Source organism: [Clostridium] cellulosi, from assembly GCF_036762875.1.
Classification (GTDB): Bacteria; Bacillota; Clostridia; order Oscillospirales; family Ethanoligenentaceae; genus Ruminiclostridium_D; species Ruminiclostridium_D cellulosi.
Genome location: NZ_JBAIZF010000026.1, coordinates 1 through 12675 on the forward strand (window position 1 = coordinate 1; position 12675 = coordinate 12675).

Genomic DNA, 12675 nt, shown 5'->3' on the forward strand with positions numbered 1-12675 from the left:
GCTCAACTGGCTGTTCATAACCGTAAATATAATGCTTTTCCTATGCGTCCGCTTAAATGGCAGTCACCTAAAAAGGTACTGCATGATTTTTTGTCCCTCGGTGTAACATATCTTTGACAAACCTACAAAGGATTTTATTATATCTTTTACAGATAATTAACATAAGAGTGGATAAGTAAATCACTTAATTTACATTAAGACTTCATTAGTTACAATCATAATACAAAATGGTTAATTATTGAATTTTTAATTTAAATTAGTAAGCATAAATTATATAATATTATCAGCAATAAAATTACGACATTCCACCTCTGGCACGAATTAGACATCGTGTGGTTTGACCTAAAATTGAGCGTAATGTAGCTGAGGGGAATTAATATGAAAAATTTAAATTCCAGAACAATCATAGCAAAAGGTATGCTGTCGCTCATTCTTATCGGTGTTTTAGCTGCTGAGATAAGCTGTGTGGGAATAAACACAGCAGCCAAAGGAAGCACATCAGAGCAGGTAAAAACCAACAATGATGTTAAGGCAGTTTCACTTAATAAAAGCGAAACGAAGGTCATTGAAACAAATAAAGATACAGAGAAAAAAAGCGAAGCAGACCAGAATAAAAAAACTGATTCGAAGGATGACAAAAAGAAGGATACAAAAGATAAACCCAATAACGATACGCCGGTGCAGAAGGCGATAAAGCCTAAATATAAAGGTAAAAAGACGGCCTATCTTACCTTTGACGACGGGCCGTCGAATATTACGCCACGCCTTTTGGATATTTTAAAGCAAAAAAACGTAAAGGCGACTTTTTTTATAGCTGCTCTCTCAAAGGATACACCTCAAAAACGTGAGTGGATAAAGCGTGAATCGGATGAAGGGCATACGGTCGGGATACACTCCTGGACGCATGACTATAACTACATATACAGCAGTGTGGCCAATTACGAGAATGACTTTGAGAAAATAAGAAAAATGATTATATCAGCCACCGGAAAAGAGCCGAAATTTGTGCGTTTTCCCGGCGGTACGGACAATACGGTTTCGTTGAAAGTAAACAACGGCGTCCCGATAATGCCGACGCTTCTTCAGAACGTTTTGGACAACGGCTATATAGTTGTCGACTGGAACGCCGGCGGGATGGACGCGAGAAAACCAATTCCGTCAAAGGATACTCTTGTGAAGCAGATAACGCAGCAATGCAGCAAACTTAAAACAGCCGTGATACTGCTCCATGATTCCGCGCCTCATAAAAGTTCCGTCGAAGCCGTTCCTGAAATAATTGACAATCTCAGGGCTATGGGATTTACTTTTGAGCCGCTGAAAAATGACGATGAGATTGTAAGGCACAAGCCCGCTGTAAAATACATTGCAAAATAATTGAGTTATAAAATGCAAGGTTTTGCTGATTACAGGAGAACCTTGCATTTTATTTTGCTTTTTTCGCTGTTTTTCAAAAATGAACGACATCTTTAATAAACTGTTTACAACGGTGGGAGGTGGCATATATAATAAATATAGACGTTGGTAAATTGGAAGCTTTTCGACGGGGTGGCAACAAATGATCTCAATAAATGACAGAGATTTTGTCAAACTCACTCAATTTATGAAGGATAACTATGGGATCAATCTTACTCGCAAAAGAACACTGATTGAGGGACGGCTCAGCAATATCATACTGGAAAAAGGCTTTAAAAGTTTCACCGAATATCTCGACTATGTTTTCAACGACAAAACAGGCGACGAGATGGTGGTACTTATAAACCGGCTTACAACGAACCATACATATTTTATGCGTGAGGCAAAACATTTCGATTTTATGCGCGATACTGTGTTGCCATATCTTTCGGAAAGTGTAAAAGACCATGATCTTCGCATATGGAGTGCCGGCTGTTCGACGGGGGAGGAACCATACACCCTCGAAATGATATTGCATGATTTTTTCGATTTAGATTCGATCCCGTGGGATACGCAGATCCTTGCAACCGATATATCAAATAGGGCGCTTAATATAGCTCGACGTGGCATCTATTCCGAAGAAGCGATAAAAGATGTTCCGGCTGTATGGAAACTCAATTATTTTGAAAAAGTGGACGAAAAAAACTACAGAGTGTGTGAAAAAATCAGAAAAGACGTGATTTTCCGGGAATTTAATCTTATGACGAAAGAATTCCCTTTCAAAAAGAAATTTCATGTCATATTCTGCCGTAATGTGATGATTTATTTTGACCAGCCCACAAAAGAAGAGCTGATAAATAGGTTTTATGAGTTCACAGAACCTGGAGGTTACCTTTTTATCGGACATTCGGAATCAGTCAACAGAGAGGCATCAAAGTACAAGTATGTAATGCCGGCAGTTTACAGGAAGGTGTTGTAAGTCGGCTTACAGCAAGTGTGGAGGTTTTTATGAATATAAAAAGAAAGATAAAAGTACTGGTAGTCGACGACTCGCTGGTTTTTAGGGAAACGATTGCAGAAGGACTTTCGAAAGACGCTAGCCTTGAGGTTGTCGGTACGGCTTCAGACGCATATATGGCAAGGGACAAAATCCTTGAACTCAAACCCGATGTAATGACATTAGACGTTCAGATGCCGAAGATGAACGGCGTGGAATTTGTTAAAAAGCTCATGCCCCAGTATCCACTGCCGATTGTTATGGTAAGTTCCACTGATGATGCGGTTTTTGACGCGCTTAAGGCAGGAGCGGTTGATTTTGTGGTTAAGCCGGATGCTGCGGGTACAGGATTAGAAGCTTTTATCAATGAGCTTATAATAAAAGTAAAAATTGCATCAACAGCCAAGGTTGGAAAGCATAAACGAACACCTGTATCGGATGTAGGAACACCGGCTGAGTCCGGTTCAAAATTGAATAGCGAAATGATTATTGCAATTGGAGCTTCTACCGGCGGCACAGAGGCTATACTGGAGGTTCTGAAGGATTTGCCGAGGGATATTCCGGGAATTGTAATAGTTCAGCACATGCCGCCGGTTTTTACTGCAATGTACGCGGACAGGCTTAACGACAATTGCAATATAGAGGTAAGAGAGGCTAAAAACGGTGACAGGGTGCTGCCAGGTTGTGCGCTGCTTGCGCCCGGCAGCTATCAGATGCAGTTGCTTCGCGGCAATGACGGATATTATGTAAAATGTTTTAAAGGTGACAGGGTAAATGGTCACGCCCCCTCGGTTGATGTGTTGTTTAATTCAGTCGCCAAACATGCAGGGGGAAATGCTATTGGAGTCATACTGACCGGTATGGGAAATGACGGCGCAAAAGGCCTTTTGAATATGAGAAAAAATGGTGCATTCACGATAGGGCAGGATGAAAAATCGTCCGTAGTCTATGGAATGCCGATGGCGGCATACAATATCGGCGCAGTAGAAAAGCAATGTTCCCTCAGCTCAATTGCTGGGGCCATTATGGACTATTTGAAAACGAAGAAGTAGATATATAAAGAAACTGTGCCTGCAGAATATTAGAGAGCGGTACTGTGAAAACTGCGACGGCGCATAGGACCTTGTTACAGCCCGCTTGAGCTATTGTTTAGGCAGTTCAATTGAGCACGCTGCCCCATTTTTAAATAAGGTGATATTGAATATCGGCAGGGTATATTTTAGGGTGGGGAACTCAATATACCCTGCGTTTTTGCGCTGCCAGTAAGCCTGTAAGGAGAGATTTTGGATGAAACCGGTATTCCATAAAGAAATTTTCTTGTTTGTCGGTATTGGTTATAAAGTATTTAAAAAAATTGACGATAAAGTTAAAGAAAACATATGTGAAAGGTGAAGCCCCGGGGTGATAAAGTGTGAAAACAGAAAATGTTGATTTAATCAATTCAACATCATGGCAATCCGCTGCTAAAAAAATGCAGACGGCTGCATCTTCGACGAAGGCATCAAATGCGGCTAAAACGCAGGCAAAAGAAACTGCAAAATCGGCGGAACTTCCGGGCACAAACTACAATGAACTTGCGGAACAAAACACAAAACTTAATTTTAAAATACATAAAGAAACAGGCGCTGTTATGATTCAGATTATTAACGATGAAACCGGTGAGATTGTGCGTGAGTATCCGCCAGAGAAAATTCTTGATTCCATAGCAGTTATATGGGAAAATGCCGGTATCAATGTTGATAAAAAAGCTTAACCGAGGAAGTGAAAAATATGGCGACAGTAAATAGTACATCAAATTCAAATACAAACTCAAACACAATACAAAACGGCCGCTATTGGGGCCTTGCAACGGGTCTCGATATTGATTCCATCGTTGATGCTATGCTTACAAAGCAGCAAAGCAAAATTTATAAGGCTCAACAGCAGCAGCAAAAGCTTGAGTGGAAACAGGAAGCCTATCGAGATATTATTACAAAACTCAGAGATTTTGAAAAAGCTTATTTGATGCTGGGTTCCAGCACCTCGATGGCAACGACCAGTATGTATACGTCCTACAACTGCACATCTTCCAACCCGTATCTTACTGTTTCGGCTAATTCCGATGCCAGTGGCTCTATGCAGACTGTTGAGGTTAAACAGAGCGCTACTGTCGCTACATTAACCGGCGGAACGATAAGCAGTGATGTCACATCCAGTTACACTGTTGATGTCCTACTTCAAAACCTTAAAGATTTAGCTGCTGCAGCCAGCAGCTTTGGCACTGCTGACCCTTCAATCACGGTTACGGTTGACGGAGTTTCCAAAACAATTTCATTTAGCGGAGAGGAATTAAATGGTTTATCGGCTTCAGGATTTGCTGACCTTGTAAACACTAAGCTAAGCGCAGCATTCGGACAGGTGACAGCGGCAGATGGTTCTGGCACTGTTACAAAAATATCAGCGTCCGTTGATACTACTACTAATAAACTCGTATTTTCAGCGAACGGCGGTTATCAGACCCAGTTTTCGCTGACGGCTTCTACCAGCTCATTTGACGTCAGAATGCTCGGAGCTATTACGTCTATAGCTGAGAGAAACGGCAAAGACGCACCGACGATTACAGTTTCTTACGGTGGCGAAAGCAAGACCCTTTCCTTCAGCACAAGTGACGACTTGAGTGAGAGTGGATATCTTGCGACTATTCAGTCAAAACTCGACGCAGAATTCGCCGGCAAAGGGCTCACGGCGTCAGTCGACGCAAATGGCAAACTGACAATTAAAGATGCCGACGGTAAAGAGGCCACCATATCGACTGCAAATACGAACGTTACTGCGCTTGACGCAATAGGCTTTACTAACGGTGCTAATAACAGGCTCAATGTCAATACAACTACGCTCGGCGATTTCTTGAGCTCGAAGAATATAGAACCGACTGTTGATGAAAACGGCAAGATCTATGCGACTATCAACAATGTAAAGATAGAACTTGGAACAAAAGACACAAAGCTCTCAGAGGTTTTTGCCAATATCAATAAATCCGCTGCCGGTGTTACCATAGCCTACAACAAAACGCTCGATACGGTTTCGCTGACAGCGAATCAGAGCGGCGCTGCGGGAACAGTTGATATCTCAGGGGATCAGTCGGGACTGTTCACGGCGCTCGGATTTACTAAAACATCGGATACCGGCAGAGACGCGATTATAACGATAAACGGCGTCAGCTACACCCGCGACAGCAACAACTTTGTTATCGACGGTGTTACATACGGCATTAACATTGATGTTGACCCAGCGAAGGAAGGCTACCAGCCCCTAACATCAACTGTTACCTTCACGAAGAATACTGATACTCTGAAAAAAGGCATTCAGGATTTTATCTCCGCATATAACTCGCTCATTGATGCAATCAATACACAGATAAAAACTGCTCCGGATAAAGACTATCCTCCCCTCACTGAAGCCCAGAAGGCGCAAATGACCCAGGAGCAGATTGACAGGTGGAACGAAAAAGCAAAGCAAGGCATGCTTTTCAACGACGATACCCTTGAATCGCTCTTGGAGCAGATGAGAGAGATCCTGTATCAGTCGGTTACATTGGATGACGGAAGCACCTATTCGCTCTATGAGATGGGCATAACCACCAGTAATTCTGCCGACGATTACGGAAAACTTGAAATAAAAACTGAAGATGAGGAAATATTTGAAGAGGCTATCGCGAAGCATGCCGATAAGATAAAGCAGTTGTTTACCAAATCCTCGAGCATTCCGCTTGACATTAATCCGCAGACGCCAGAACAAGTTCAGAATCAAAAAATAAGAAAGCAGGAAGAGGGTCTGGTCGCCCGTCTTGATGACATTATAAAATCTTATGCCGGTTCTGTTTCTGGCAATAAGGGTAGTCTCCTTATCATTGCAGGCATAACAGGCGACTCAACACAGTACAACAACAACATCTATAATCAGATAAAAGAAATAAACGAAACTATCAACAAGCTTAAAGACCAGCTTAAAACACAGAGGGAAAGATACTACGACCAGTTTGAAGCTTTAGAGGCTTTTGTACAACAGGCAAACGCTCAGAGCTCAATGCTGTTATCATTGTTGAGGAGTTAATTTATGAATCCATATGAAATTTACCGGAAGCAGGATCTTGAGACAAGCAATAAACAGGAGCTTGTCGGAAAGCTTTTTAATGAAGCCTCGGTATCCCTGCGGAGAGCAATCCTTGAGATTGAGAAGAAAGATTATCTTTCCGCCAATGAAAACATAAAAAAAGCGGAGGTAATCGTTAAAACGCTTAACAACAGCTTGGACATGCAATATGAAATTTCAGTCCAGCTAAGGCGCCTTTATAACTATATGAATCGGCGTATGATTGAGGGAAATGTCAAAAAAGATCCCAAAATTTTATCCGAAATTTCCGAAATGTTGTCCGGTTTAAGGGATACATGGTTCGAGGCTATAAAGCGCAGCAGAAAAATGCAGTCTAATTAAGGGAGGCACATTTTTTGGATGAATTGATAAATAAGCTTCTCGATGAGACAAAAGACCTGTTTAATGCTGCGCGCAATGGAGATTTGGATAAAATAGGTGATGCACTGAAGCGGAGAGAAACTACTATTGCCACTTTAAAGTCAATGGGTGGTTTAACTCCGCACAGAACAGCATCTCAGGAGGCAGTCATTGAGCAGATTTTTGAATATGACAAAAAATCAAGAGCTAAGTTAAAAGAGCTTTTTGATCGTCATGGCAAAGAAGTGTCGAATTTTACAAAAAAAGCTGATGGATTAATGAAATATAACACAGGTCAGTATAATCTGATGAGCGGACAGCTTTTTGATAAACGCGATTAGGCAAAGCCGTTACATGCTGCACTGTCAATATATGTGTCCTTCGGCGGTCAGCCGTATACGGCTAAACAATAACTCAGTATAGTCTATGATTCCGCCGGCGGTCAGCGCCGAAGTCAGTACAAGCAGTTCAGATATCGCTGCCGATCCGCTGTGACAGATATTGTCGGTGTAACATTTTAATAAATTACTATAAGGTCTGTTAGCAGGCTATTCCATTGGAGGATATATTAATGAATATATTGCTTATTCTCGGCCTTATTATTTCATTTGGCGGGATTCTGTTAGGTTTCATACTGGAAAACGGACAATTATACATGCTTGTAAAGCAGATTTCACCGTTTCTGATCGTATTTGGCGGAACTTTCGGTATCGCGCTTATCGCGTTCCCTTTTCGCAATATCAAACGCATTCCGGGAGCTCTTAAACTGATATTGCTTCCCAAAAAGCATAACTATGCAGCACTTGTTGATTTGCTTTGCGACATAGCTAATAAGGCGAGGCGAGACGGCCTGCTTTCACTTGAGGCTGAAGCGGAAAGGCTGTCGGATCCATTTATAAAAAAAGGTCTGGGTTACATAGCTGACGGTGTTGACCCTGAGTTTTTGAAAAAGGTTCTTTACAATGAAATAGAATCACATTATAAAAGATACGAGGACGCGGCAAAGGTTTTTGAAAGCATGGGCGGTACCGCCCCGACAATGGGTGTTTTGGGAACGGTTATGGCTATGGTTACCGTTCTCTCAGGCGGAACTGAAGATACCAATAGGCTTGTTAAAGATATAGCGACGGCGTTCTTGGCGACATTCTACGGCATAGGCTCCGCAAACCTTTTGTGGCTGCCTATAGGAAGCCAGATCAAGGTTGTAGCGGAGCAGGAAAGTGACTACATGGAAGTAATAGTCGAAGGATTGATGGCCATTCAGGCCGGTGAACCTTCCTCAAGGTTGAAAGACCGTCTGTATGCCAAAATCGGCGAAATTAAGAATGGAACGTCCAAACCCGTTTCACAAGGATTTTGATATATCGATGGATTAAAGAAGGTGTTTGAGTGCGCAGTCCGTCGCCTGAAAAAGATAGAACTGAAAGATATCTGATTACGTATGCAGATTTGATGAATCTGCTTCTTATCTTATTTATTGTCTTATTCTGTACCACAAGTCATGATATTGTCAAAACAAGTGCTGTAATGCAGGCTATCAAAAGTGGATTTGTCGGAGGCGGACAGGCTGCTTATACCTCGTCCACATCCTCAAAGAATGGCAGTGAAAACAATGCAAAGGCCTCTACTAATGCCGACGACTATTCTGATTTCTATAATCAACTTATTGCTCTTTTGAGTGAGCGGCAAATACTGGACAAAGTTGATATAACTGCCAAAAACAACGAGGTTGTTATTTCACTGAAAGACAACGTGCTGTTTGCTCCCGGCAAAGCGGATCTGAGCAGTGACGCGGTTAGCTTGCTTACAACCATGGGCAATCTCATTAAAAATATCAAGTTCGGACAGATTGCAATTGAAGGGCATACGGATTCAGACCCTATACATACTTATCAATTCCATGACAACCGCGAGCTGAGCTTGGCGCGTGCCTACAGGGTATCAAAGGTGTTTGAAGACTGCGGCTTGGACCCCAAAAAGATATTGCCTGTAGGATACGGTGAATACTTCCCCGTGGCTCCCAATACAACACCTGAGAACAAGGCGAAAAACCGCCGGGTTGTCATATCCATTTTGAAGAGGGGTATTACTCCAGCAGATGAAGTAATTTCAACAGATGATATTAAGAAGTTAAATAACAGTTCATCGTCTTCTTCAACGACTTCATCCACTTCTTCTACTTCCTCTACTTCTTCTACTTCTTCTACTTCTTCTACTTCATCAACTACTTCTTCATCCGGAATTTCATCGAACACATCTTCAACACCTTGAAGCGGAAAATAAGCAGTTAAACGGCAGGCCGCAGCATAACTATGCTGCGGCCTGTCTGATTTTTACGGTTTAATAGAGAAATAAAAATATCTTCATGCGGGAAAGTTTAATTTAACGGCCAACGGATGCTGTTTTATACGCTTTTGCTTGACTTTGGGCGGTTGTACTGATAAACTTATAATGTTTGGTTTTGGTTTGAATATGTAATATTGTGCTATATAAACGGGGGAATATTAATGCTCGCAAACACTGAAAAAAGTATGGACAAGCTCGTCGCACTTTGTAAAAACAGGGGCTTTGTCTATCCAGGCTCTGAAATATACGGCGGTCTCGCAAACGCATGGGATTATGGCCCTCTCGGCGTTGAATTCAAAAACAATATAAAGAAGGCATGGTGGCAGAAATTCATACAGGAATCGCCTTATAATGTCGGCCTCGACTCTGCAATACTTATGAACCCGGAAGTCTGGGTGGCTTCCGGCCATGTGGGCGGTTTCAGCGATCCTCTGATGGATTGCCGTGACTGCAAAACCCGTCACCGCGCGGATAAACTGATCGAGGATCAGGCTGGTATCATAGCCGATGGCTGGAGCTTTGAAAAGATGACGGAGTTTATCAAGGAAAAGGGCATAAAGTGCCCGAACTGCGGCTCCACAAATTTCACTGACATTCGCAGTTTCAACCTTATGTTCAAAACATTCCAGGGCGTAACAGAGGATGCGAAATCGGAAATTTACCTGCGTCCTGAGACTGCACAGGGCATTTTCGTGAACTTTGCGAACATTGCAAGAACAACCCGTAAAAAAATACCTTTCGGAGTCGGACAGATAGGAAAATCTTTCAGGAATGAAATTACCCCGGGCAACTTCATCTTCCGTATCCGCGAATTTGAGCAGATGGAGCTTGAGTTTTTCTGCAAGCCCGGCACCGACCTTGAATGGTTCAAATACTGGAAAGACTTCTGCGAAAACTTCTTGCTCAGTCTCGGCATGAATAAAGAGAATATGCGCCTGAGGGACCATGACAAGGCGGAGCTGTCCTTCTACTCCAAAGCGACTACGGATATCGAATATCTGTTCCCGTTCGGCTGGGGCGAGCTGTGGGGTATAGCGGATCGTACCGACTACGACCTTACCCAGCACATCAATCACAGCGGCAAGACGCTCGACTACTTCGACCAAGAGACCAATGAGCGTTATGTGCCGTATGTCATAGAGCCCTCCCTTGGTGTCGAACGCGTCGCACTTGCCTTCCTGGTGGACGCCTATGACGAGGAAGAAATCGGTGAGGGAGACAAAAGAATCGTTATGCACTTTCATCCTGCACTTGCGCCGTTCAAGGCATGTGTGCTTCCATTGTCCAAAAAGTTGAACGACAGCGCCTTAAAGATTTATGATGAACTGAGAAAGCACTTTATGGTCACCTATGACGACGCAGGTTCTATTGGGAAACGGTATCGCCGGCAGGACGAAATCGGTACGCCTTTCTGCATTACTTATGATTTTGATTCAGAGAATGACGGCTGCGTGACTATACGCGACCGCGATTCAATGCAGCAGCAACGCGTTCCGATAGATTCAGTTGCGTCATTCATTAGTGAAAAACTGAAATTCTAATATAGAATAATGTTAATAAGCCGCGGAGTTTTCTCCGCGGCTTTTTTGTATGCCAAAACAGCCATCCAGCAAAATGAATGGGGATAGAATAAGACGGCCTTCCGATGTAAAAGATAAAATAACAGGCAGTAGTATTTTTTGCTTAGACATTGACGAATAAATACAAAACTGTTGGAAAAAACATAAATAGTATAATTTGGATTTAAAGCACAAACTCAATTGAAAATATTGTTAATAAAATATAAAATTGATTAATTATGTTGGCTTCATAATACAAATTGTATAATTTTTAATGATGATTTTCACCGAGAAGGATGGTAATATCCGTGGCTGTTTCAGCGAAATCAATCCTAAAATATTTCGCGTCAAAATTCAGCGAAATAGGCACTGTCAAAAAATCATCACCTGAGGCGGGGAGCGCCACTGAATATACGCAGCTCAAGCGCAGTCTTCTCGACAATATGACGTATTTGCAGGGCGAATTTGACGGGTGTGCTGATTTTGTCAGCAAGGAACTTACTACATGCAATAGAAAGGCAATTATAATCAGTATTGACAACATGGTCGACAAACTCACGCTGACACAAAGCGTGCTTACCCCTTTGAGCAAAGCCGAACCGCCTATGGGGCTGATGACCGATGATGATATTTTTAACTGGTTTAGGGATTCCCTGTTGTCATCTGCCGATGAGAAAGAGGTATTTTCCTTTGAAGAAGTAGAAAGCCACATCATGTCCGGATATGCTGTCTTTTTGATGGACGGGGTCAACAGGGGACTTGCGTTCGGACTTCAGGGATTCAAATACAGATCCATAGATGAACCTAATCAGGAGACAGCGCTAAGGGGCTCACGCGAGGGATTCGTGGAGCCGCTGAGAATAAATATGATGTTGGTGCGCCGCCGCATAAAAAACCCTAATCTCAAATTTGAAATTTACAAAGTGGGTAATGAATCAAAAACTGAAATTTGCCTGACGTATATAAACGGCGTAGTTGAAGAAGAAATCTTAAATGAAGTGAGACACCGTATCAAGACGATTAATATAGATACGGTTTTTGCGTCGGGGTATATACAGAAAAATTTTCAGGATTGCCCCTATTCAATATTCTCAACCGTTGGAACAACGGAACGACCTGATACATTCTGCGGGCGGATTAACGAAGGGCGTATCGGCATAATTGTTGATAATACACCTCTTGCGCTCACTATGCCCTTTCTATTTATTGATAATTTTCAGAATATGGACGACTATGCGGTCGGCCCCTATTATGCAACCTTTACACGCATTTTAAAATACCTGGCATTCTTTACGTCAATCCTGGTTCCTGGACTCTATGTAGCTATCGGCAGTTTCCACCAGGCATACATTCCGTCACAGCTTCTCTATACGCTGGCACAGGCGGAAGAGGCGACACCATTCCCGTTAGTTTTTGAGGCGCTGCTGATGCAGATTGTCTATGAGATGGTGCGGGAAGCCGGACTTAGGCTTCCGAAACAAATCGGATTTGCTATCAATATAGTCGGCGCGCTCATCATAGGCGAGTCCGCTGTTTCGGCGGGGCTCATTGGAGCGCCTATGGTTATTATTGTCGCAATAACAGCCACTACGACCCTTATTATACCGACTCTTTATGAAAGCGGCGTTGTTTTGCGGTTTGTGTTTATAATCCTCGCCGGAATGGCTGGTATGTACGGTATAATACTTGGAATCGCATTTTTAGGATTTCACTTAACCTCGATTAAATCCTATGAAGTGCCGTATACTGCGCCGATTTCACCGTTCAATGCGCGCGCAATGAGGGATGTCGTCGTAAGGGCGCCATGGACTATACTGTCGAAGCGAAAGATTGCGGCCCAGGATATGCCGGGTTCAAACGTAGACAAAACTCAAAGCTGAACGGAGCGCT

The 12675-nt window shown here is 42.7% G+C and carries 11 protein-coding genes; all 11 read left to right on the top strand.

Going from position 1 to position 12675, the window contains the following annotated elements; translation table 11 throughout:
• The first annotated feature begins 378 nt into the window (after positions 1-378).
• The 11 genes from V6C21_RS07790 to V6C21_RS07840 all read left to right on the top strand — a co-directional run bounded on the left by V6C21_RS07790 (position 379) and on the right by V6C21_RS07840 (position 12665).
• The gene (locus V6C21_RS07790; RefSeq protein WP_479268746.1) at positions 379-1374 is read left to right on the top strand and encodes a polysaccharide deacetylase family protein; all 996 of its coding nucleotides are present in this window, start codon (positions 379-381) and stop codon (positions 1372-1374) included.
• 181 nt (positions 1375-1555) lie between these two features.
• Positions 1556-2371 carry a CheR family methyltransferase gene (locus tag V6C21_RS07795; RefSeq protein ID WP_045085777.1) on the top strand — a complete coding sequence of 272 codons (816 nt, stop codon included), beginning with the start codon at positions 1556-1558 and terminating at the stop codon, positions 2369-2371.
• A gap of 29 nt (positions 2372-2400) precedes the next feature.
• Positions 2401-3441 (top strand): chemotaxis response regulator protein-glutamate methylesterase, encoded by a 1041-nt coding sequence (locus tag V6C21_RS07800; RefSeq protein WP_034842612.1) that lies wholly within the window; start codon positions 2401-2403, stop codon positions 3439-3441.
• A gap of 359 nt (positions 3442-3800) precedes the next feature.
• Complete coding sequence (locus V6C21_RS07805; RefSeq protein WP_051492570.1) at positions 3801-4142, top strand: flagellar protein FlaG; 342 nt, start codon at positions 3801-3803, stop codon at positions 4140-4142.
• 17 nt (positions 4143-4159) lie between these two features.
• On the top strand, positions 4160-6481 hold the full coding sequence (gene fliD / locus V6C21_RS07810) for a flagellar filament capping protein FliD (RefSeq protein ID WP_479268747.1): 2322 nt from the start codon (positions 4160-4162) through the stop codon (positions 6479-6481).
• A gap of 3 nt (positions 6482-6484) precedes the next feature.
• On the top strand, positions 6485-6862 hold the full coding sequence (gene fliS, locus V6C21_RS07815; protein WP_034842617.1) for a flagellar export chaperone FliS: 378 nt from the start codon (positions 6485-6487) through the stop codon (positions 6860-6862).
• Between the two features lie 14 nt (positions 6863-6876).
• Positions 6877-7221 carry a flagellar protein FliT gene (locus V6C21_RS07820; RefSeq protein WP_034842620.1) on the top strand — a complete coding sequence of 115 codons (345 nt, stop codon included), beginning with the start codon at positions 6877-6879 and terminating at the stop codon, positions 7219-7221.
• Positions 7222-7451: 230 nt separating this feature from the next.
• The gene (locus V6C21_RS07825; protein ID WP_034842622.1) at positions 7452-8240 is read left to right on the top strand and encodes a motility protein A; all 789 of its coding nucleotides are present in this window, start codon (positions 7452-7454) and stop codon (positions 8238-8240) included.
• 29 nt (positions 8241-8269) lie between these two features.
• Positions 8270-9151, top strand: coding sequence for an OmpA/MotB family protein (locus V6C21_RS07830; RefSeq protein ID WP_045085774.1), 882 nt, complete (start codon positions 8270-8272; stop codon positions 9149-9151).
• Positions 9152-9387: 236 nt separating this feature from the next.
• Positions 9388-10767 (top strand): glycine--tRNA ligase, encoded by a 1380-nt coding sequence (locus V6C21_RS07835; RefSeq protein WP_034842626.1) that lies wholly within the window; start codon positions 9388-9390, stop codon positions 10765-10767.
• Positions 10768-11093: 326 nt separating this feature from the next.
• Positions 11094-12665, top strand: coding sequence for a spore germination protein (locus V6C21_RS07840; protein ID WP_479268748.1), 1572 nt, complete (start codon positions 11094-11096; stop codon positions 12663-12665).
• Positions 12666-12675 lie beyond the last annotated feature (10 nt).